The organism is Confluentibacter sediminis, assembly GCF_003258355.1.
In the GTDB taxonomy this organism is placed as follows: domain Bacteria; phylum Bacteroidota; class Bacteroidia; order Flavobacteriales; family Flavobacteriaceae; genus Confluentibacter; species Confluentibacter sediminis.
Window position 1 is genome coordinate 75,326 of the sequence record NZ_QKPO01000014.1, and the last position, 22,790, is coordinate 98,115.

Annotated in this window: 18 protein-coding genes; 8 read left to right on the forward strand and 10 right to left on the reverse strand. The window is 32.5% G+C overall.

Translation table 11 applies throughout. The features are described from left to right. Positions 1-13 precede the first annotated feature (13 nt). The 3 genes from DKT72_RS13205 to DKT72_RS13215 all read right to left on the reverse strand — a co-directional run bounded on the left by DKT72_RS13205 (position 14) and on the right by DKT72_RS13215 (position 5,262). Positions 14-2,263 carry a TonB-dependent receptor gene (locus DKT72_RS13205; protein ID WP_111309221.1) on the reverse strand — a complete coding sequence of 750 codons (2,250 nt, stop codon included), beginning with the start codon at positions 2,261-2,263 and terminating at the stop codon, positions 14-16. A 1-nt stretch (position 2,264) separates the two neighbouring features. Beyond that, positions 2,265-4,772: a heavy metal translocating P-type ATPase gene (locus DKT72_RS13210; RefSeq protein WP_111309222.1), complete on the reverse strand. Its 2,508-nt coding sequence runs from the start codon at positions 4,770-4,772 to the stop codon at positions 2,265-2,267. Between the two features lie 79 nt (positions 4,773-4,851). Then, positions 4,852-5,262, reverse strand: coding sequence for an HYC_CC_PP family protein (locus DKT72_RS13215; RefSeq protein ID WP_440588168.1), 411 nt, complete (start codon positions 5,260-5,262; stop codon positions 4,852-4,854). A gap of 226 nt (positions 5,263-5,488) precedes the next feature. On the opposite strand from DKT72_RS13215, the gene DKT72_RS13220 reads away from it, so the two are divergent. Then, positions 5,489-5,944 (forward strand): XrtF-associated fRMsr-like GAF protein, encoded by a 456-nt coding sequence (locus tag DKT72_RS13220; protein ID WP_111309223.1) that lies wholly within the window; start codon positions 5,489-5,491, stop codon positions 5,942-5,944. A 112-nt stretch (positions 5,945-6,056) separates the two neighbouring features. After that, complete coding sequence (gene purH / locus DKT72_RS13225) at positions 6,057-7,589, forward strand: bifunctional phosphoribosylaminoimidazolecarboxamide formyltransferase/IMP cyclohydrolase (RefSeq protein ID WP_111309224.1); 1,533 nt, start codon at positions 6,057-6,059, stop codon at positions 7,587-7,589. Between the two features lie 546 nt (positions 7,590-8,135). Here purH and DKT72_RS13230 read toward each other — a convergent pair. The 3 genes from DKT72_RS13230 to DKT72_RS13240 all read right to left on the reverse strand — a co-directional run bounded on the left by DKT72_RS13230 (position 8,136) and on the right by DKT72_RS13240 (position 11,154). Continuing rightward, on the reverse strand, positions 8,136-8,882 hold the full coding sequence (locus DKT72_RS13230) for a LytR/AlgR family response regulator transcription factor (protein ID WP_111309225.1): 747 nt from the start codon (positions 8,880-8,882) through the stop codon (positions 8,136-8,138). Then, positions 8,882-10,636 (reverse strand): tetratricopeptide repeat-containing sensor histidine kinase, encoded by a 1,755-nt coding sequence (locus DKT72_RS13235; RefSeq protein WP_235841703.1) that lies wholly within the window; start codon positions 10,634-10,636, stop codon positions 8,882-8,884. Before DKT72_RS13235 ends, DKT72_RS13230 begins: the two co-directional genes overlap by 1 nt. 77 nt (positions 10,637-10,713) lie before the next feature. Then, the gene (locus DKT72_RS13240; protein WP_111309226.1) at positions 10,714-11,154 is read right to left on the reverse strand and encodes a hypothetical protein; all 441 of its coding nucleotides are present in this window, start codon (positions 11,152-11,154) and stop codon (positions 10,714-10,716) included. Positions 11,155-11,473: 319 nt separating this feature from the next. On the opposite strand from DKT72_RS13240, the gene DKT72_RS13245 reads away from it, so the two are divergent. Genes DKT72_RS13245 through def form a run of 6 tightly spaced genes read left to right on the forward strand, consistent with a single transcriptional unit; the run spans position 11,474 to position 17,653 of the window. After that, positions 11,474-12,502, forward strand: a complete 1,029-nt coding sequence (locus DKT72_RS13245; RefSeq protein ID WP_111309227.1) for a rod shape-determining protein — start codon at positions 11,474-11,476, stop codon at positions 12,500-12,502. 11 nt (positions 12,503-12,513) lie between these two features. Beyond that, positions 12,514-13,326: a rod shape-determining protein MreC gene (mreC, locus tag DKT72_RS13250; protein ID WP_111309228.1), complete on the forward strand. Its 813-nt coding sequence runs from the start codon at positions 12,514-12,516 to the stop codon at positions 13,324-13,326. After that, a complete protein-coding gene (locus DKT72_RS13255) occupies positions 13,319-13,825 on the forward strand; it encodes a rod shape-determining protein MreD (protein WP_111309229.1) in 507 nt (168 codons plus the stop codon). Before mreC ends, DKT72_RS13255 begins: the two co-directional genes overlap by 8 nt. Continuing rightward, complete coding sequence (mrdA, locus tag DKT72_RS13260) at positions 13,822-15,753, forward strand: penicillin-binding protein 2 (RefSeq protein ID WP_111309230.1); 1,932 nt, start codon at positions 13,822-13,824, stop codon at positions 15,751-15,753. The genes DKT72_RS13255 and mrdA overlap by 4 nt, the downstream gene beginning before the upstream one ends. Continuing rightward, entirely contained in the window at positions 15,753-17,027 is a 1,275-nt protein-coding gene (gene rodA / locus DKT72_RS13265; RefSeq protein WP_111309231.1) for a rod shape-determining protein RodA, read from the forward strand. Before mrdA ends, rodA begins: the two co-directional genes overlap by 1 nt. After that, the gene (def, locus tag DKT72_RS13270) at positions 17,021-17,653 is read left to right on the forward strand and encodes a peptide deformylase (protein WP_111309232.1); all 633 of its coding nucleotides are present in this window, start codon (positions 17,021-17,023) and stop codon (positions 17,651-17,653) included. The genes rodA and def overlap by 7 nt, the downstream gene beginning before the upstream one ends. A gap of 31 nt (positions 17,654-17,684) precedes the next feature. Here def and DKT72_RS13275 read toward each other — a convergent pair whose 3' ends face one another. The 4 genes from DKT72_RS13275 to carA form a co-directional block, all read right to left on the reverse strand. Further along, entirely contained in the window at positions 17,685-18,599 is a 915-nt protein-coding gene (locus DKT72_RS13275; RefSeq protein ID WP_111309233.1) for a dimethylarginine dimethylaminohydrolase family protein, read from the reverse strand. 67 nt (positions 18,600-18,666) lie between these two features. Continuing rightward, positions 18,667-19,953, reverse strand: coding sequence for a citrate synthase (locus DKT72_RS13280; RefSeq protein WP_111309234.1), 1,287 nt, complete (start codon positions 19,951-19,953; stop codon positions 18,667-18,669). Positions 19,954-20,129: 176 nt separating this feature from the next. Continuing rightward, entirely contained in the window at positions 20,130-21,422 is a 1,293-nt protein-coding gene (gene eno / locus DKT72_RS13285; protein WP_111309235.1) for a phosphopyruvate hydratase, read from the reverse strand. Positions 21,423-21,556: 134 nt separating this feature from the next. Further along, positions 21,557-22,669 (reverse strand): glutamine-hydrolyzing carbamoyl-phosphate synthase small subunit, encoded by a 1,113-nt coding sequence (carA, locus tag DKT72_RS13290; RefSeq protein WP_111309236.1) that lies wholly within the window; start codon positions 22,667-22,669, stop codon positions 21,557-21,559. Positions 22,670-22,790: the final 121 nt, after the last annotated feature.

Consider the following 22,790-nt stretch of genomic DNA (forward strand, 5'->3'; position numbering starts at 1 on the left):
AGGCAAAAGGGCATTATTCTATTCTAAATCGTAATCCAGCATAATACATACTTCCAAAAACAGGACCATATACAAAAGTGGTATCAAAATTCACTCCAAAAGGATCATCTGCTGCTAAAATAGGATTTTGTTGCCTTACATTGGTCATGTTTTCTCCTCCAATGTACACTTCAAATGAACTAGAAAACACTTTTGTTATTTGTGCGTTTAAAGTCGATACTGTGGGTGTACGTTCTGGTAACTGATACTGAATTGGGTTTGTTGATGTTGATGAAAACCTTTGATTCCCCATCCAATTAAAAGTAGCATCAAACTTCCATTGAGAACCATTGTCTTGCAAATGAGTTTCATAAGATGCATTGGCAAACAAACGATGTTTTGGTGTTAATGGTTTTTCTAATTTACCTGAATGATATTGCGTTTGTACATCATAAAACTTATAAGCGGCCCTTACATCGAAATGCTCAAACATATTATAATTAAATTCTAGTTGAAAACTATTCGCATAGCTTTTTCCACCTAAATTATAAAAATTGACTTCTTGTGGATTTTCAAAATCTACTACCACTTGATGGGTGAAATCGGTTTTATAATAATCTAATGTGACATCGGCTTTTCTGTTGAATAGATTAAATCCCTGTAAAAAAGAGAGGCCGTAATTCCAAGCAATTTCAGGATCTAATCCATAAATCTTTCCTGTAGTATTTAAAATATTAAGGGTTCTTGAACTTGCAAAAATATTCTGGTTTTCTGCAAAAATATTAGCACTACGCTTACCTCTTCCAAACGATGCACGCAACGCTGATTTTTCCCAAGGTGTATATCTAGCATGCACACGAGGTGTAATAAATGTCCCTAATAAATTATGATAATCTATTCGAACACCTGCTGTCATATTAAATTTATCAACGTCATCATAATTGTATTCAAAAAAACCACCAACAGAATTCTCAGTTCTTTTATAATTTGAAGCTAAGTTTTGAGCATCTAGATACTCATCATAATGGTCGTATGTATAACTAACTCCTGTTTTTATTTTGTGTCTAGAATCACTAATTATAGAATTGTAAATAGCATTAACATACAAACTATTTTGAGTGATATTGTATTGTTTTAAACCAAAATAAGACTCTTGTTCATGACTGCTATATGCAGTTTGAACACCAACACTTTGCCAAGGAATTTCTGGATTAACATAACCAAATTTCGCCGATACCTCATAACGTTTGGTATCAATTTCACTACCCCAAGCATTGGTTGTTAATTTATCGGTTTTAGGGTCGAAATTTAATTGTCCCGTTTGTTTTTCATCATTTAAGAATTTCAAATTTATAAAACTTACAAAACCTTTTTCCGCATTGGTATATTGCCAACGGTTCATAAGATTAATTTGATTGAATTTTGGCATATCCAAAAACCCATCATTATTCACATCATGTTCTGCATTATGAGTGTTTCCGTGAATATATAAACCTGTATACCACTTATCACTCACTTTGGTATTTACATGCGTATTCAACTCTAAACGCTCACTAGATGCTCCATAAAGGTTTACAAATAATTTATCATCAGTAAAAGGTTTTACTAGTTCGGCATTTATTTGTCCCGCAATACTTTCGTAACCATTCACCACACTTCCAGCACCTTTGGTAATTTGAATACTTTCTACCCAGGTACCCGGAATAAAACTCAATCCAAATGCTTGCGAAGCCCCTCTTACGGTTGGAATATTTTCGGTAGCTATCAAAATATAGGGACTTGTGAGTCCTAACATTTTTATTTGTTTTGTACCTGTTACCGCATCAGCAAAATTCACATCGATAGATGGATTGGTTTCAAAACTTTCAGACAGGTTACAACAGGCCGCCTTTAACAATTCATCGCTACTTACGGTAAAGGTATTGGCTGCTTGCAAAAAAGATTTTGTTGTAGCTTGCTTTCTAGACCTTATGGTAATTTCGTCCAAATTATCGGTTGGTCGCAACCAATGATGTACCATTTTAGGCTCAGTAATGGTTAAAGTATCTGTTTTAAAACCCACATAACTAATAATGAGTTTTGTGTATTCTTTTTTATAATCCAAAGAAAACATCCCGTCAATATTTGTTACTGTACCAATAGTGGTGTTGAGCCAATATACATTAGCTCCAGCCAGTCCTATATGCTCATTTTTTTTATTTGCTTCCATAATCATCCCAGTAATTTTTTCTTGGGAAGACATTAAAAAAGGAAGTATTAATAGTATATATAGCAATTTGTTCATGTCAATCGATATTAGTATGTCTTAATCGTAACGCATTGGCTATAACAGACACCGAACTAAAACTCATGGCTGTCGCCGCTATCATTGGTGACAGCAAAATACCAAAGAATGGAAATAATATTCCAGCTGCAATGGGTACCCCAATACTATTATAAAAAAGGGCGAAAAATAAATTCTGTTTGATATTCCTCATGACTTTTTCACTCAAATTATGAGCTTTTACAATGTCATTTAAATCCCCTTTTATTAGCGTTATTGTGGCACTTTCTATAGCCACATCAGTTCCTGTTCCCATGGCAATTCCCACATCACTTTTTGCCAAAGCGGGTGCATCATTAATACCATCACCAGCCATGGCAACTCTTTTCCCTTCATTTTGCAATCGTTCTACTTCGTTTAATTTATCTTCTGGAAGCATATTCGACTTAAAACCTGTGAGATTTAAAGTGTCTGAAACGGCTTTGGCCGTATCATGATTGTCGCCTGTAAGCATGATAACATCAATACCTTTTGATTGTAATTGAGAAATGGCGTCTTTACTAGTCGCTTTAATTTTATCACTAATTACTACGTAACCAATCGTAACAGCATCAACGGAAAGCAATGAAACTGTTTTGCCTTTTCTTTGATATTTTTTCATATCATCTAAAAATTCATCTGGAATAACTGAATGTACACTCTGCATTAATTTTTCGTTTCCCAATGCTATGTACTTACCATCAATTTTAGCTGTAACCCCTTTCCCTGTCTCAGAATTAAAGTCGGTCACTTTTAATAGTTTGATTTGTTTTTCTTTACCATACTTTACAACTGCTTCTCCTAAAGGATGCTCACTCATTTGATTGATTGAAACCATAAACTGCAACACATCACTTTCACTATATTTTGCAGATTGGTGGCCAATCTTTTCTATGGATGGTTTACCTTCGGTTATAGTTCCTGTTTTGTCAACAATCAATACATCAATCTTATTAAGCTTCTCTAAAGCCTCCGCATTTTTAATTAGAATACCAGATTTTGCACCTTTACCTACCCCTACCATAACAGACATGGGGGTTGCCAATCCTAACGCACAAGGGCAGGCAATGATTAACACCGCAATAGCATTTACAAGAGCATAAACGTATGACGGTTCTGGACCAAAGAATTTCCAAACAATAAATGTGATTATGGAGATAATCACGACTATGGGCACAAAATATCCTGAAATTTTATCTGCCAATTTTTGAATAGGAGCTTTACTTCTACTGGCCTTATTGACCATGGTTACAATTTGGGACAGAAGTGTATCTTCACCAACCTTTTCGGCTTTCATTAAAAATGATTGGTTGCCATTAATAGTTCCCGCACTTACCTTGTCGTCTATTGCTTTTGAAACAGGTATAGGCTCTCCTGTAATCATAGATTCATCTACAGAGCTTTCCCCTTGTGTCAATATACCATCCACCGGGATTCTATCCCCTGGCTTCACTCGCAACGTATCACCAATTTTAATTTTATCTATTGACACTACTTGCTCTTCTCCATCAACAACTTTTACGGCTTTATTTGGTGCTAATTTGAGCAGTTCCTTTACAGCAGAATTTGTTTTGCTATGTGCTTTGGCCTCTAACAACTGCCCTAACAATACCAATGTTAAAATGACTGTTGCAGCTTCAAAATACACATGAACGGTACCTGTCTCTGTTTTAAATTGATCCGGAAAGAGGTTAGGAAAAAACATACCAAAGACACTGAACAACCAAGCGACTCCAGAACCAATACCCACAAGCGTGAACATGTTTAAATTCCAAGTTACCATGGATTTATAGGCACGTTCAAAAAACATCCAAGTTGCATAAAAAACAACTGGAATGGACAATGCAAACTGTACCCAATTCCAATCCTTTAAATCCAAAACGTGATATAGAGGATTGTTTGGAATCATTTCGGACATGGCTATTAAAAAAACAGGAAGCGTAAAAGCTACTGAAATCCAGAACTTTTTAAGAAGTTTTTTATAGGTTTTAACTTCAGCAGAATCTTTAGCTTCAACTGGGATCAAATCCATACCACATTTTGGACACGAACCCGGCTCATCCTGCTTGATTTCAGGATGCATGGGACATGTATATTCTGTATTCGAACTTTGATTTGTATTAGCTTCTTCAACTAAGTCCATCCCACAAACAGGGCAATCTCCAGGCTTATCGTATGTTTTCTCACCTTCGCAATGCATGGGGCAATAGAAAACACCGTTACCATTTCTTGTACTTTTTTTGCTATCTTTTTTATGAAGAGGTTCCTGAGGCCCCTCTCCTGGAAGACCGATATTGTAATGTCCCCCCATTTCCTTTAAAGCATCTTGGAATTTTCCAATAGGAATATGAGCTTCCATTTCTATAATGGCTTCAGCATTTTCTAAATTTACTGTTGCGTGTATAACACCGTTTACTTCATTTAATTTTCTTTCAACAGAGGTTCTGCAACCATTACAGGTCATCCCTGTAACTGTATATGTATGTTTCATGATTTTAATTTGAAAAATTATTAATTTAAGAAACCCACAAATTATAGGGGCTTCTTTATTCCATTAAATTAATAAAAAATCAAATGATAAAAACTTGATCCAAAACCTGAATGTCGGCGACCAAATTGGGAGGAGAATAATTTTTATGGGGAATAACTTGTTCTGGTAAACCTTCAAAAAGATTTCCGAAGGAATAAACAAAAGAGGTAAAGAATAGTTGCTGATGAAATTTTAAATTCTCAAAAGATACAATCTTTAATTTATCTTGGCCTTTAATAAGCTCCACTTCGTTTTTACAACAATGCTTAGTCTCTTTTTCAGCGGTTTGCGATTTATACATATCCATAGCACAACCTTTAACTTTAGCAAAAACAGCGGTATCAACTAATGAATTTCCGCAATAATGTTTTTCTATAGTAAAGGACATGGTAGACACTAAAACCAAAAGTGCCAGGGTAAACGAGAACGCTTTATATAATATATCTTTAATCACGTTGCAAAGATACAAAAAAGTGAAGTTTAAATGAATTTTTATACTTTGATTAACATCTTTACGGTTTCAATTTTAATAATAAATGCTAGTAATAAAAGCCATAATAAAGATTGGTTGAATTAAAAACATATAATAATCTTCTCGTATTGGGTTCATAACAAATTAGAACCTCATTAAAATAATTAAAGCTTTTTAAATACTTTTGCCAAAAACTTTTGACGACATGATGTTTGAAACACTAAAACCACAAATTGAAACCATACTTTCACACAACAAAAATTCAGTTGATGAACGGTTACTAAATATTTGTAAATTGTTAGAAACTAATGTATCTCATTACAATTGGGTGGGTTTTTATTTTAGAAATGGTAAAAAGGAAGAACTCATTCTAGGGCCTTACGTAGGCGCTCCAACAGAGCATACCGTAATTCCTTTCGGAAAAGGCATTTGTGGCCAAGTGGCTGTTAGCAATAAAAATTTTGTAGTACCAGATGTATCGGCCCAAGATAATTATATTGCTTGCAGCATCACCGTAAAAGCCGAAATTGTAATTCCCATTTTTGTAAATGGGGAAAATATTGGTCAGATTGATATCGACTCCAACACACCAGATCCTTTTACAGAAGCTGACGAACGCTTTTTGGAGTTTGTTTGCGCTAAAGTTTCCGAAATTTTATAGTTGTTAACAACTCCACTCTTTAGTTAAAAAAACGATATGTTTTTTAAAGTTTCAAAGCACTTATTTTTTGGTTTAAATAATTACTTTTGCAACTTAATATAACACATCAAAAATGAGCAACGAAAAAAAGATTAAATCTGCTTTAATCTCCGTATTTAGCAAAGACGGTTTAGAACCTATTGTAAAAGAATTAAACCACCAAGGTGTAACTATATACTCTACAGGAGGCACACAAAGTTTTATTAATGATTTAGGAATTGATGTCGTTCCTGTTGAAGAAATAACCTCCTATCCTTCCATTTTAGGTGGTCGAGTAAAAACGCTACATCCAAAAGTTTTTGGTGGTATTTTAAACAGACAAAACCATTCTGGCGATGTTGCTGAATTAGCGGAATTTGATATTCCTCAAATTGATATCGTTATTGTTGATTTATATCCTTTTGAAAAAACAGTTGCTTCTGGTGCAAGCGAGCAAGATATTATTGAAAAAATTGATATTGGAGGTATTTCACTGATCCGTGCTGCTGCTAAAAATTTTGCTGATGTTATATGTGTGTCGTCTGTTGATGACTATGCTGAATTTTTAGAACTCATTGTTGAAAATAATGGCTCCATTTCTGAAGAAAACAGAAAGCGTTTTGCCGCAAAAGCCTTTAACGTGTCTTCACATTATGATACGGCTATTTTTAATTACTTCAACAAAAATCATGAGGAAGCCGCTTTAAAAATTAGCGAAACCAAAGGGAAGGTACTTCGCTATGGCGAAAACCCACATCAAAGAGGTTTCTTCTTCGGAAATTTTGATGAGATGTTTACTAAACTTCATGGTAAAGAATTAAGTTATAATAATTTATTAGATGTTGATGCTGCCGTCAATCTGATTAATGAATTCAAAAAAGACGCGCCAACGTTTGCCATTTTAAAACATAACAATGCTTGTGGTTTTGCCCAAAGCAAAACTATCCACCAAGCTTATGTGGATGCGCTAGCAGGCGATCCCGTTTCTGCATTTGGAGGTGTTTTAATTAGTAATAGTGCCATTGATGTTTCTACCGCTCAAGAAATAAGCAGCTTGTTTTGTGAAGTAATTATTGCACCATCGTATCATGCGGAAGCCTTAGAAATCCTTAAAGAAAAGAAAAACAGAATTATATTAATTCTTAAAGAGGTTGAACTTCCACAAATGAATGTAAGAACTTGTTTAAATGGTATTTTATTGCAAGATAGAAATAATGCTACAGATACTATTGAAGGTTTAACTTATGTTACAAATACTAAGCCAACAAAAAACGAATTGGAAGATTTAATATTTGCTTCAAAAATTTGCAAGCATACAAAATCCAATACGATAGTTTTGGTAAAAAATAAAAAATTATTGGCAAGTGGCACAGGACAAACAAGTCGTGTCGATGCTTTAGAGCAAGCCATACACAAAGCAAAAACATTTAATTTTGATTTAAATGGAGCGGCTATGGCAAGTGATGCTTTTTTCCCGTTTCCTGATTGTGTCGAAATCGCTAAAAATGCTGGTATTTCAGCAGTCATTCAACCAGGTGGTTCTATAAAAGACCAATTAAGTATTGATTTTTGTAATGAAAATAATGTTGCTATGGTTATGACCGGAACACGTCATTTTAAACATTAATAAGCTACACTAACCGCGCAAAAATAAAAAGAGCACTATCAAAAATAGTGCTCTTTCTCATTACAGTCAATTCTCACCTCAATTTAAATCTTCTATTATGCTAACCCTAACTTATTCATTTTAAAAAAATTAATTAAAACACAAATAAATCCCTTACTTAAATGATTTAATTATAGATAGTAGTTACAATAAAGCTATTCGATATATTAAGATAACCAATTGACATATTACCGCTATTATTAGGAGGAATATTAAATAATCTGACAACTTTTTTCGAGTTTTAGTTTCACCTATATTCATTTGATAGTCATTTTTTTTGTCCTTATTGTTTTTTCGAGAATACATGCATTATATTTATTCTTGTATAAATGTATTGTTTAATACATTTATACAAGAATAAATAGGCATGAAGCAAGAATTTTTATCCATAAGAACCTATAAATAGAGAACTAAATATTGTGTGAAGATTCTTGAAATAAGTTTGCCTATTAAAAACCAGCAATGCGATAGGTAATTCTACCATTCTGATTTAAAAAAGCAAATGAATCACTTAAGCGTATGTATCTTTTTTGTGATATCTTTATAAGTATCACTTAAAGTAACTTTATGATTTCCAGATAGTATAATAAGATTGTCAGCAAGTATAATTTCTACTATTTTTTCTGTATTTACAATGTAATTTCTGTGAGTTCTACAAAATATAGAAGTATCCAGTAATTTCAGGATTTTTGTTAATGATATTAGAATTACAAATTTTTCATTTTCCGTAATAATATTGCAATATTTCTCCTCTACTTCTATATATATAATATCTGTAATAATGACCTTTTTTAAGGATTTCCCTTTTTTAATAAACAAGTACTGGGAACTTATAATGGTATCTTCTTGGTCACCTAAAAACACATCGGGTTGCGCATAAAACTTTTCCACAGCCATTTCTAGGGCATATAAAATTTCCAACTCATTAAAAGGCTTCATTAAGTAGCTAAAAGGCTGAGTTAATTTAGCTCTTTCAAATATTTTTCGATCTGTAGAACTGGTTAAAAAAACAAATGGCTTTGATGCATTTGGACTAATACTAATGGTTTCAGCAAATGAAATTCCATCTGGGTTACCATTTAAAAATATGTCTATAACTACAATATCAACTGTACTATTATAAAACAGTTCCAAGGCATTTTTAAAACTTGTGGCAACACCTACAATAGTATAATTATTCGCCGTAAGGACTTGCACTAAAGCATCGCTTTCTGCAGGGGTATCTTCAACGATTAGTACATTTACGCTATCCATTACAATACTGTTTTAGGTAAAGATACAATCATTTTTGTTCCTTTTCCCAATTCACTTTCAATAGAAAATTTGCCGTTATTTTTTTTAATCATCGATTTACATAACTGCAAACCTAAACCGGTGCCAATAATGTTTTCATTTTCTTTTTTAGAAAGCAAACCAGACTCTTTTAGAAGCTCTAAACGTGTTTCTTCAGACATTCCAACACCTGTGTCTTCAATAACTATATCACAATACCCTTCATTGACATCTTGTGTATAGATTTCAATTTTCCCATCGGAATTAGAAAATTTTATCGCATTATCCAATAAGTTACGCAATATAATTTTCAATGACTCTTGGTCAGCAAAAACCATGTCTTTTTTTAATACTTTATTTTCGAAATCTATATTGCCTTCTAACATTATAGGTTTATAGTTATAGGCTATTTGCTCTACTATAAAAAACAAGCGAATTGATGTTATCTCGAAATAGGATTGTTTCGTTTGTAACAAAGCCCAGTGCAATAAATTATCCAACAAATTGTACGCCCCATTTACAATGGCACTATTATTTTGCAACAAATTGCTCAAGGCATTTAAATTACCAGATTCTAAATTATCTAATAATTTAGCCTGACTTGTTTTTAAGGCATTAACCGATGACCGTAAATCGTGACTTACAATAGAGAAAAGTTTATCTTTTGTAGCGTTTAATTCATCTAACCTTTCCTTTTGTGCCACTATAATTTTATTGGTTTTTATTTTCTCTCTGTAAAAATAAATGATTGTAGTTAACAATATTAACAGCACTATAGCCGAATAAAACAATCCATTTCTTTCAACTGTTTTTGCCTTTTTTTCGGCTTGTAATAAAGTAACTTCTTTTTGTTTCTCCTTTATTGCAAACTCTTTTTCAAGTTTAGCTACCTCATAAATCTTATTTTGATTATTTAATGAATCTTTCCATTGCTCACTCTCTTTTCTATAAATTAATGCTTCTTTAAAATTTTTACGATTCTCTTCTACCACGGCCATATTGAAAGCTGTATTTCGTTTAGACTGAAAATCTTTAACTTTTTCAGAAAGCTTATATGCTTTTTCAAAATAAGAAATCGCTAAATCATCTCTATATTGTTCGTAATATAAATTTGCAATATCACCATATGTCCTTACCATTTCTAAAGTATCTTGAGACTTTTCTTGCAATATTATACTTTTAAATAGATAGTATTCCGCATCATTAAACTGTCTTAAATGATGATAACATAAACCTAAATTTTTTAATACAATACTTTTTTTAAAATAAAGATTATTTGATGATTTTAGTAGTCCATCTTTTAAATAAGGTATTGCTTTTTTAAATTGGTTTTGCTCTAAAGCTATTTCTCCTAAGCGTAATTTAACCAAATCATAAAATTCAAATTGACGGGATATCTGATTAAATTCCTTTTCGGCCTCTTCAAATAGGTCTTTCTGATTAAAACTATAGCCTCTAAAATAATGGGTATAATCCTTAACTTCAGTATTATTTTGTATTGTGTTTAGCTGCTTCATGCTATACACCAAAGTAGAATCCCAGTTTTTTTCAATAAAAAACAAAGCGGCATCGTGAAAATAAGCATGTGATTTATACTCGGTTGCCTTATTCTTGATTTCAATATCAAACAACTCCTTTTCCTGTTCCTCTTGAGAAGAGAGTGCGTTTACCGAAAACAGGGCTATCAAAATTAATGAGACCCTAATTTCAACCTTTATATGCATAGGGATTTTCATAAACACAAATATATCTAAAAAAATAACCATAAGCTCTTACCTATGGTTATTTTACTTATAAGAAAAACTAAATTCCTCTATGCTTGACTTACTGTAGTAACAGTCCCTCTAGAAGATACAGGATCTGTATCCCAAAGATATGTTTGTATTTGAACTAAATCAGCTCGTGGATTTTCAACAATAAAATCAATACGATAAGCATCAAAAATTTGGTATCTTACCTCTGGTTCATCATAAATTATAAAAAAATCTAATTCCAGCTCTCCAGAGCTTGAAATAACATATTGTTTATTGACTCCCGAAAAATTGGGATTCTCTGAAGCTGCCACAAAAACGACTGCACTAACTTGTAAAGCACCTGTGTCACTGAAACTCACTTGTACAAGTGGTCCAAAAGGTTTTTTACTAGTTGAATTAAATGCAAAACTGATTTGGGCATCTAATTTTTGAATATTAAGAATGTTGCTTTCCGGAATAGGTTGACCCGGTACTACTGATAGATTTAAGGTTGTATTCATTTCTTATGTTTTAGGTTAATAAATTTTGTCCCAATATTAAATGCTTTAAGAAGCATTTATACTAGCAATAGTATAAAAAATATCGACAAAAAGCAAATAAAATAGATTAAATGCGATTTATTACTTTATTTAATAAAAGAATGACAGGTTCAAATCCACTAAATCAATGAACTATTTTACTGAATTTTGAAGTCTCTCTAACTTCGAAATTTATTTTTCAACTATCAATAATAAACCTCATTTTTTTTCAGTAGTTTTATTACTTTTACAATCCGAAACCTAAGGGCTTTTTAATAACTTCATTAATAACAGATAATACATGGGCTTTTTCGACTTCCTAACCGAAGAAATTGCAATAGATTTAGGTACTGCAAATACACTCATAATACATAACGATAAGGTAGTTGTTGATGCTCCTTCCATAGTTGCCAGAGATAGAATTACTGGAAAAATAACAGCCGTTGGCCAAGAAGCTAGCTTAATGCAAGGCAAAACCCACGAAAACATTAAAACCATCCGTCCACTAAAAGATGGCGTTATTGCAGATTTTGATGCTTCAGAGCAAATGATAAGTATGTTTATTAAAAACATTCCAGCATTAAAAAAGAAGTTTTTTACTCCAGCGCTTAGAATGGTTGTTTGTATACCCTCTGGAATTACTGAAGTTGAGATGCGTGCCGTTAAAGAATCTTGTGAACGAGTTAATGGAAAAGAAGTATATTTAATACATGAGCCTATGGCTGCGGCTATAGGTATTGGAGTCGATATCATGCAACCAAAAGGAAATATGGTGGTTGACATAGGGGGTGGTACTACAGAAATCGCTGTTATTGCACTTGGTGGTATTGTTTGTGATAAATCAGTAAAAATTGCTGGTGATGTTTTCACTAACGATATTGTTTATTATATGAGAACCCAGCATAATTTATATGTTGGTGAGCGTACTGCCGAAAAAATAAAAATTCAAATTGGTGCTGCGACTGAAGATTTAGATCTTCCTCCAGAAGATATGAGTGTTCAAGGACGTGACTTATTAACTGGAAAACCAAAACAAGTTCAAATCTCTTTTAGAGAAATTGCTAAAGCTTTAGATAAATCTATTTTAAGAATTGAAGATGCCGTGATGGAAACGTTATCTCAAACACCTCCAGAATTGGCTGCCGATATTTATAATACTGGTATTTATTTAGCTGGTGGTGGTTCTATGTTAAGAGGTTTAGACAAACGCTTATCTTTAAAAACAGACCTTCCTGTTTATATTGCAGAAGATCCTTTAAGAGCTGTAGTTAGAGGAACAGGAATTACACTTAAAAATTTAGCTAAATATAAAAGTGTCTTGATAAAATAGGCTAATAAAACATGCAACAAATTGTAAATTTTATAATAAGGAACAAAACGTTTTTGTTATTCTTGTTGCTGTTTTCTATTTCTATTTTATTTACTGTTCAATCTCATTCTTACCATAAAAGTAAGTTTATAAATTCCGCTAATTTTTTAACTGGAGGCGTTTATAATTCAATTAACAATATTAGTGAGTATTTTTCTTTAAAATCTCAAAATGAGATCTTAGCAAAAGAAAATAATCGTTTAAAATCGATTCTTTATAATCATAAAACCAAGCGCGATTCTTCATATATTGATAGCATCTCTTTTAATACGTCATACAAATTTACTACTGCCAACATTATAAAGAACAGCTACAACACTGTTAACAACGTATTATTGGTCAACAAAGGAAGCAAAAACAACATTAAACAAGACTTTGGAGTTATAACTGATAAAGGTATTTTAGGCATTATAGACCAAACATCAAAAAATTACGCAACTGTTCTATCAGTTTTAAATTCTGAAAGCAACATTAGTGCTCAATTAAAAAATTCAAATCAGTTTGGAACCTTAAAATGGAATGGTAAAAACCCGAAATATACACAACTTATAGACATTCCAAAAAACGCAATTTTAAAGAAGGGAGACACTATAATAACTTCAGGTCGCTCATCTATTTTCCCAAAAGGAGTTCTTATTGGAACTATTAATGATTTCAATTTAGATCAATCTGAAAACTCATACATTATTAACATTGAACTTTTTAATGACATGACCAATATTGAGCATGTATATATTATTGAAAACGTCAATCTACCAGAAATAAAAAAACTACTGAATGAATAATGTTATTTCAATACATAGCGTTCGGTTTTTGGTACTTGTGTTTTTTCAGGTTCTAATTTTTAATCACATTAATTTTTATGGTTACATAAATCCGTATCCATATATTTTATTTATTGCTTTTTTCCCTATAAGGCATAATAGAATTTTAATTATTACTTTAAGTTTTCTACTAGGCTTATCGGTGGATTTATTTCTAGATACAGGAGGGATTCATGCAGCGGCTTGTGTTTTTATTGCTTATGTAAGACCTATAATTTTAAAATTCTGTTTTGGAACTATTTATGAGCATCAAAACATAAAGTTTGATACTGTTGAATTTGGTTCAAAGCTCACCTATTTTACCTTACTTACTGTAACACACCACTTTGTTTTATTCTCATTAGAAATATTTAACATCTCAAAAATAATTTTAGTGCTTCAAAAAACGTTATTCTCAAGCATTTTTACTATATTAATGTGCATGATTATAACTATTATTTTTACTAGAAAAAACAAATGAGGCAAGTATTACTTTTCATAATTATTGGAATAACAGGAGCTACTTTTATTGGTAGACTATTTTATTTGCAAATTTATTCTACTGGTGATCAAAATTTGTATGATGATAATGCCATACGAAAAGTATATGATTATCCTAAACGTGGCTTTGTTTATGATAGAAATGGAAATCTTTTAGTTGATAATCAGCCATCTTATGATGTTATGTTTATTCCTAGGGAAGTAAAACCATTAGACACTCTTGATTTTTGCAAGCTTCTTAAAATTACCAAAGAAGACTTTATAAAAATATACAATAAAGCCTATCATTATTCTCCCAGGCTACCCTCTGTTTTTATTCCTCAATTAACCAAAGAGGATTATGCAGCTTTACAGGAAAAAATGAGGAAGTTTGAAGGTTTTTACATCCAAAAACGATCATTAAGACACTATCAAACGACTATTGGTGCGAATGTTTTGGGTGATATAGGCGAAGTAAATAATGCCATTATTGAAAAAAACCCTTATTATAACATGGGTGACCTTATTGGCAAACAAGGCATCGAAATATCATACGAAGAAGTATTGCGAGGTGTAAAAGGGATTAAATTCATTCAAAAAGACCGTTTTAACAGAGATCTGGGGCCCTATAAAAATGGCATTTATGATACGCTCCCAAAGCAGGGAAAAGATATTACCATAACTATTGATGCCAAACTTCAGGAATACGGTGAACTCTTAATGCAACATAAACGAGGGGGTATAGTAGCCATAGATCCTTCATCAGGCGAAATTCTGGCTATGGTTACGGCACCAAGCTATAACCCCAATTTATTAGTAGGGAGAGACCGCTCAAAAAACTTTACGAAACTTTACAACGATACCATTGCAAAACCTTTATTTGATAGAGGTTTAAAAGCTCAATATCCTCCTGGCTCACCATTTAAAGTTTTGAATGCGCTCATTGGTTTACAGGAAAAAGTAGTGACTACGGAAGATAAATTTTCTTGCAGAATGGGCTATTATTTAGGTAGCAGACGTCTTACAGGATGTCATAGCCATTCTAGTCCCTTAAGTATGAATGATGGCATTGCACAATCTTGCAATGCCTATTTTGCGAATGTTTACAGACGCATTATCGACAAATATGATAAAGCAGATGAAGGCATGGATGTTTGGAGTAACCATGTAAAAAGTTTTGGTCTAGGTAATTATTTAGGTTACGATTTAAAAATTGGAAACAAAGGGAACATTCCAGATGGTGCTTTTTATGATAAATGGTATGGTGAAAATAGATGGTCTTCAACCTACAACATATCAAATTCTATTGGGCAAGGTGAAGTAGAAGCAACTCCTATTCAATTAGCTAATATGATAGCTGCTATTGCTAATCGAGGCTATTATTACACGCCTCATATTATTAAAAGCATTGAAGGTGAAGCTATAGATGAAAATTTTACCACGCCAAAGTACACCACTATTGACAAAGAAAATTTTGAACCTGTAATTCATGGGATGTTTGATGTTTATAATAAGGGAACAGCCTCAACACTCCAAGTTCCTGGCATAGAAATTTGTGGAAAAACAGGAACGGCAGAAAATTTCATAAAAATTGATGGCGTAACAACCCAATTGACAGACCACTCTATATTTGTAGCGTTTGCACCAAAAGATAATCCTAAAATAGCTATTGCTGTTTTTGTTGAAAACGGTTATTGGGGAAGTCGTTTTGCAGGGAAAATTGCTAGTTTATTAATAGAAAAATATATAAAAGGAGCCATTACCAGAACAGATTTAGAGGACTGGATTTTAAGATATAGCTTAGATCATGAATATGAAAAACCCTATTCTGGAGAACCTTTTGGAATAAACAGAAATTCTACACTGGAAGTAGTTGATGATATAGAGTACAATAGGCTTAAAGAGCAGTTAAAACATTTATCTAGTTAATGGTAGAGGCTCAGAAATATTTCAAATTCGATTGGATTACCATTTTTCTATTTTTTTTACTTGTTGGTTTTGGCTGGCTGAATATTTTATCGGCATCACATACAGGGGAAACTATTGATTATCTTGATTTCTCCCAACGCTATGGAAAACAACTAATATTTATTTTTCTAACCATTGGTTTAATTATTATTTTATTAGCCATAGAATCTAAGTTTTACGAACGTTTTTCTAGCATTATTTATATTATTTCAATGCTATCACTTGTAGGTCTTTTTATTTTTGGAAAAAATGTAAATGGTGCCACATCTTGGTACGGCATTGGTGGTATGACATTTCAACCCAGTGAATTTGCCAAAGCAGCTACCGCACTAGCCGTTGCTAAGTATATAAGTGATTTAAATACTGATATTAAAAGGATTAAAGATCAGATTACTGTTGTAACTATTATAGCAATTCCAGCTATTTTAGTATTGCTTCAAAAAGATGCTGGAAGCACATTGGTTTATGGCTGCTTTATATTTATATTATATCGTGAAGGCTTATCCCCAGCGTATTTATTAATTACTCTATCACTCATTATTCTCGCTCTCTTCTCTCTAAAGTTTGGAGTTTTAGCAACTTCAATTACCTTGAGTTTAATTGTATTAACACACCATTTCATAAGAAAAAGAAAGCCTTTAATTATTCAACCAATCTCTATCATCATAGGAAGTATTTTACTCTCTTATGGTGTTAAATACTTTTATGACAACATATTACCTTTTCATCAAAAAGATAGAATCACCATTTGGTTAAGCTTAGAAAAAGATCCTGAAAAACTTGAGCGTATGAAAAAAACCATCGCTTATAATTTAAACGAATCAGAAAGAGCTATAAGTTCTGGTGGATTAACAGGGAAAGGTTTTTTAGAAGGTACTAGAACCACAGGTAAATTTGTACCAGAACAAGATACCGATTATATTTTTAGTACCGTGGGTGAAGAATGGGGGTTTATAGGAAGTACTATGGTTGTTATATTATTTGTACTTCTTTTAATGCGGATTCTACATCTAGCAGAATTACAAAAGTCACAGTTTAGCCGTATTTATGGATATAGTGTCGCTGGTATTATTTTTATGCACTTTTTAATTAATATTGGTATGGTAATGGGTTTAATACCAACTATAGGCATACCATTACCTCTTTTTAGCTATGGTGGTTCAGGACTTTGGGGGTTTACTATCTTATTGTTTATTTTCATAAAGTTAGATTCAGACAGAATAAATCAATGGTAAAGTATATTGTTCTTGCTTGCTGTTTTGCAGCTATTGTTGGTTGTAATAGTGCTAAAAATATCCTTGCTAAAGAATCTTTTTCAGTAGAACAAATCAGATTAATTACATCTGCCGATACTCTAACACCTATGAGGATTTTTAAAATAACAAATAAACAAGATTCCTCATTATTAAGAACAAAAAGCCAATATATTAAACCAGATTCAACCAATATTATTCTGCAAACATTTATAAAGAGACTTCATAGAACTGTTACAGACAGTATGTCCTTAGGCGTGGGCATCGCAGCACCGCAAGTTGGTATTTTAAAAAACATAATTTGGGTGCAACGTTTTGATAAAGAAAATTTCCCTTTTGAAATTTACTTAAACCCAAAAATCATAAAGTATTCTGAAAAAAAACAAGTTTGTAAAGAAGGCTGTCTCTCTATTCCAAATCGTTCAGACACTCTAAATAGCAGAGCTTATTCTATTTTAATGGAATATGACACTATGAAAGCTGACCATTTAACTGAAACTGTAGAAGGTTTTACTGCTGTTATTTTTCAGCACGAAATAGACCATTTAAACGGTATTCTTTATTTAGACCATCTTAGCAAAGATGTTATAGATGCTAAAAAGAATTAAAAGCTATTGTTTTTAAGCAGAAATAGCTCATTTAATCCCTAATCAATGGCATTGTAGTACAACGCAATAATCCTCCTTGTTTACCTATTTCAGCATAAGGCACTTCTTCAACAGTAAATCCTTGTTGACGAAGCCAAGTATTTAATCTTGTAAAAGTTCTTTCAGAAATAATCACATCTTCAGAAATAGAAAAAACATTACTATTCATGTTGTACATTTCATCTTTAGTAATTTCAAATACATTTTTATTTCCAAAAAAATCAACTAACCAATTATATTCGCGTTCAATTAAAAAACCACTTTTATGAATAATGGCTTTCCCCTTTCCTAACGGTTGAAAACAGCAATCTAAATGCAAAGCATTTTCTTTAGCATTGGTATTGGATTTTTTCAACTCAAAAGCTTTGACTGTTTTTTCTGGAAACAATTCTTGGATAGCAATAACGGCATCCATGTTGGTTCTTGCAGTAATATAATCGGCATAATCTTCACCAGAATAAGTACCAATAAAAATATAATCACCCCAAGGCATAACATCACCTCCTTCTACATGGCATTCTTTTGGTAAAATAATTCTATTCTTTCTATCAACTTGATTCCAAACATACCTAATGGCCTCAATCTCTCGTCCTCTATCAGGTAAAATATTGGCTCTTATTATTTTATCATCAATAACAAAAGCAATGTCTCTCGAAAATATTTGATTACAGTTTTTAATAACATGCGGTCTAAAAACCTGAACATCATATTTTTTAAAAACGGTCTCAAGAGCATCCATTTCAAAAATCATATCTTCTTCTTTTGGATAAATACCTAATAAAACACTCTCTATACTTTTAGGATCATAACAGTCCTCTACTTTTGGAACCGGACCATTACTTTTTGCCGTACCTAAAATAACCGTTCGCAATCGTGATATTTCGTTTTTTATATTGAGCTCTAGCATACTGTAAATATAAAAAAGCTCCACAAGTAAACTTATGAAGCCTTAATAATTTATTTTTAAATAACTGTTATCTATTTTCTATTGGAACAAACTTTCTTAGTGTTGCTCCTGTATATATTTGTCTTGGTCTACCTATCGGTTCTTTGTTTAAACGCATTTCACGCCATTGAGCTATCCAACCTGGCAAACGCCCTAAAGCAAACATGACTGTAAACATATCCGTTGGGATACCCATAGCTCGGTAAATAATCCCTGAATAGAAATCAACATTGGGGTATAGTTTTCTATCTACAAAATAGGAATCTTCCAAGGCTTCTTTTTCAAGACCTTTAGCGATCTCTAAAATAGGATCTTCAATTCCCAAATTACCTAATACATCATCAGCTGCCTTTTTAATAATTTTAGCTCGGGGATCAAAATTTTTATAAACACGATGTCCAAAACCCATTAATCTAAATGGGTCTTCCTTGTCTTTGGCTTTAGCCATATACTTTTTAGTATCGCCATCATCATTTTTAATAGCTTCAAGCATTTCTAAAACTGCTTGATTAGCACCGCCATGAAGTGGCCCCCAAAGGGCGGAAATCCCAGCAGATAATGAGGCAAATAAGCCTGCATGTGAAGAACCTGCTATTCTTACTGTAGATGTAGAACAGTTTTGTTCATGGTCTGCATGTAAAATCAATAGTTTATCAAGAGCATCAATTAAAATTTTATTTTGAAGATAGTTACCATTGGGCTGTCTAAACATCATTTTTAAAATATTTTCAACATATCCCAAAGAATCATCTCCATAATCTAATGGCAATCCAAGCTTCTTTCTATATGTCCAAGCTACTAAAACCGGAAATTTACCCATAATTTTAACAATAGCTTTATACATATCAGCCTCCGAATTCACATTAACTATCGATGGATTAAAAGCTGTTAAAGCACTCGTTAGAGAAGATAAAACTCCCATAGGATGCGCCGTTTTAGGAAACGCATCTAATATTTTCTTTACATCTTCATCTACAATCGACTGTGCTTTAATATCATTGTGAAATTTATCATTTTGTTCTTTGGTAGGTAGTTCTCCAAAAATCAAAAGATAAGCAACTTCCAAAAAATCGGCTTTCTCAGCTAATTCTTCAATGGTATATCCTCTATATCTTAAAATACCTTTTTCTCCATCTAAAAAAGTAATACTACTTTCGCAAGAGCCTGTGTTTTTGAAACCTGGATCTATAGTAATTACCCCATCTGATAACGTTCTAAAATTAGAAATATCTATTGCCAATTCATTTTCTGTTCCTTCTATTACCGGAAGATCTATTCTTTTTCCGTTAACTTCAATGCTAGCAGTATTTGCCATGTTATATTATTGATGTTTATTATTATTTTTTATTTGCTAATTTACGAAATATCTCATGATTATTAAAGCTAATTTATGCTAGGATTTAGCAATTATTATATTATTAAAAATGATGAATTAAAAAAGGTGATTATTAAGAAACAATCACCTTTTTTAATCATATTTAAACCGAAATGTTATTTTACTTTAAACGCTTTTTCTTGAGGGAAATAAGCAGTTTCTCCTAATTCTTCTTCAATACGAAGTAATTGGTTGTATTTAGCCATACGATCACTTCTTGAGGCCGAACCTGTTTTTATTTGCCCACAATTTAAAGCCACTGCTAAATCCGCAATCGTATTGTCTTCAGTTTCTCCAGAACGGTGAGACATTACAGATGTATAACCAGCATTTTTAGCCATGTTTACGGCAGCAATGGTTTCTGTTAAAGACCCTATTTGGTTCACTTTGACAAGAATAGAATTTGCAATTCCTTGCTCAATACCTCTTGATAAACGCTCTACATTAGTAACAAACAAATCATCTCCAACTAATTGGACTTTATCACCTATTTTATCAGTTAATAATTTCCAACCTTCCCAATCATTTTCATCCATACCATCTTCAATAGATATAATTGGATATTTTGCCACTAATTCAGCTAAATAGTCAGCTTGCTCAGCAGAAGTTCTTACTTTACCTTTATCACCTTCAAATTTGGTATAATCATATTTTCCATCAACATAAAATTCAGCAGAAGCACAATCTAATGCAATCATAACATCACCACCAAATGTATATCCAGCTTTTTCTACAGCTAATTTAATAGAGTCTAAAGCATCTTCTGTACCACCTGCTAATGTTGGAGCAAAACCACCTTCATCACCAACGGCTGTACTTAAACCTCTGTCATGCAACACTTTTTTAAGATTATGGAAAATCTCTGTTCCCATTTGCATGGCGTGTGTAAAGTTTTTAGCTTTAACGGGCATAATCATAAATTCTTGAAACGCAATTGGCGCATCACTATGTGAACCTCCATTGATGATATTCATCATAGGTACAGGAAGTGTATTTGCAGAAACCCCACCTACATATCTATATAATGGCATGTTCAATTCTCCTGCTGCTGCTTTAGCAACGGCTAAAGAAACACCTAAAATAGCATTAGCACCCAATTTTGATTTATTTGGAGTCCCATCTAAATCAATCATGATTTTATCAATAAGGTTTTGTTCAAAAACAGACATACCCAATAATTCTTGTGCGATAATTGAGTTGACATTATCTACTGCTTTTAAAACCCCTTTACCCATATATGCTTTTCCACCGTCACGCAATTCTACTGCTTCGTGTTCACCAGTTGAAGCTCCAGAAGGCACTGCAGCTCTTCCTAAAATATCATTTTCTGTTACTACATCAACTTCTACAGTTGGATTTCCTCTCGAATCAAGAATTTGTCTTGCGTGTATATTTATTATTGCACTCATAATTAGTTATTTTTAAAACTTTTATACTTCAAATTTACGGTTAAATCCTCTTTAATTTATGATGTTATCAAAGAATTTATTAAAATTACGCCTATAACGTTTTAGTAACTATAATCCTTAAAATAAACTTATTTTTAAAGGTTCACTTTTTTTATATTTTCTATGAATTGATCAAAGAGATATGATGAATCATGAGGTCCAGGGCTTGCTTCCGGATGATATTGAACCGAAAAGCAATTTTTAGATTTCATAGATAATCCAGCAACGGTGTGGTCATTTAAATGAACATGTGTGATTTGCAAATCTGGATGTGCTTCAGCCTCTTCTCTATTAACCGCAAAACCATGATTTTGAGATGTTATCTCACCTTTTCCTGTATTTAAATTTTTTACAGGATGGTTTATGCCTCTATGTCCATTGTGCATTTTATATGTAGAAACGCCATTTGCCAAGGCAATGACTTGGTGACCAAGACAAATACCGAATAATGGCAAATCTCTTTTAATAATCTCTTTTGCTAATTCTTGAGCTTCCACTAAAGGTTCTGGATCCCCTGGCCCATTTGACAAAAAATAACCATGAGGTTTAAAAGCTTCCAAATCTTCAAACTTTGCATTGTATGGAAACACTTTAATATATGCATCTCTCTTTGCTATATTTCTAAGTATATTTTTTTTGATACCAATATCTAACGCCGCCACTCTATAGGTTGCATTTTCATTGCCAAAATAATAAGGCTCTTTAGTCGACACTTTTGAAGCCAATTCTAAACCATTCATATCTGGCACTTCAGAAAGTTGCTTCTTCAAACCTTCAATATTATCCACCTCTGTTGAAATAACCGCATTCATAGCCCCATTATCTCTAATATAGCTTACCAAAGCTCTGGTATCTACATCTGAAATAGCTAACAGATTGTTTTTATCTAAAAATGATTCCAATGAACCTTCAGAATCAACTCTTGAATATTCGTAACTAAAATTTTTACATATTAAGCCTGCTATCTTTATAGAATCAGACTCAACTTCCTCTGCATTTACCCCATAATTTCCAATGTGTGCATTGGTAGTTACCATTAATTGACCATAATATGAAGGATCTGTAAAAATTTCTTGGTAACCAGTCATTCCTGTATTGAAACACACTTCCCCAAATGATGATCCTTGTTTGTTTCCAACTGCTTTACCGTAAAAAATTGTACCATCCGCTAGAAGAATGATGGCCTTTTGTCGTTTTTGATATTTCATGTGTTCGCTTATATTTTTTTAAAATTGTCACATGTTACCACCATATGATTTTTGTCTATTTCTAATAAATTATGGGTTATGGATGGTTTCATTTCCTAAAAAAGTTTTACAAAATTGCATA

Bases quoted from the DNA above. Each gene is read 5' to 3' on its own strand.
- DKT72_RS13205 (WP_111309221.1), bottom strand. From the start codon at position 2,263: ATGAACAAATTGCTATATATACTATTAATACTTCCTTTTTTAATGTCT.
- DKT72_RS13210 (WP_111309222.1), bottom strand. From the start codon at position 4,772: ATGAAACATACATATACAGTTACAGGGATGACCTGTAATGGTTGCAGA.
- DKT72_RS13220 (WP_111309223.1), top strand. From the start codon at position 5,489: ATGATGTTTGAAACACTAAAACCACAAATTGAAACCATACTTTCACAC.
- purH (WP_111309224.1), top strand. From the start codon at position 6,057: ATGAGCAACGAAAAAAAGATTAAATCTGCTTTAATCTCCGTATTTAGC.
- DKT72_RS13230 (WP_111309225.1), bottom strand. From the start codon at position 8,882: ATGGATAGCGTAAATGTACTAATCGTTGAAGATACCCCTGCAGAAAGC.
- DKT72_RS13235 (WP_235841703.1), bottom strand. From the start codon at position 10,636: ATGAAAATCCCTATGCATATAAAGGTTGAAATTAGGGTCTCATTAATT.
- DKT72_RS13240 (WP_111309226.1), bottom strand. From the start codon at position 11,154: ATGAATACAACCTTAAATCTATCAGTAGTACCGGGTCAACCTATTCCG.
- DKT72_RS13245 (WP_111309227.1), top strand. From the start codon at position 11,474: ATGGGCTTTTTCGACTTCCTAACCGAAGAAATTGCAATAGATTTAGGT.
- mreC (WP_111309228.1), top strand. From the start codon at position 12,514: ATGCAACAAATTGTAAATTTTATAATAAGGAACAAAACGTTTTTGTTA.
- DKT72_RS13255 (WP_111309229.1), top strand. From the start codon at position 13,319: ATGAATAATGTTATTTCAATACATAGCGTTCGGTTTTTGGTACTTGTG.
- mrdA (WP_111309230.1), top strand. From the start codon at position 13,822: ATGAGGCAAGTATTACTTTTCATAATTATTGGAATAACAGGAGCTACT.
- rodA (WP_111309231.1), top strand. From the start codon at position 15,753: ATGGTAGAGGCTCAGAAATATTTCAAATTCGATTGGATTACCATTTTT.
- def (WP_111309232.1), top strand. From the start codon at position 17,021: ATGGTAAAGTATATTGTTCTTGCTTGCTGTTTTGCAGCTATTGTTGGT.
- DKT72_RS13275 (WP_111309233.1), bottom strand. From the start codon at position 18,599: ATGCTAGAGCTCAATATAAAAAACGAAATATCACGATTGCGAACGGTT.
- DKT72_RS13280 (WP_111309234.1), bottom strand. From the start codon at position 19,953: ATGGCAAATACTGCTAGCATTGAAGTTAACGGAAAAAGAATAGATCTT.
- eno (WP_111309235.1), bottom strand. From the start codon at position 21,422: ATGAGTGCAATAATAAATATACACGCAAGACAAATTCTTGATTCGAGA.
- carA (WP_111309236.1), bottom strand. From the start codon at position 22,669: ATGAAATATCAAAAACGACAAAAGGCCATCATTCTTCTAGCGGATGGT.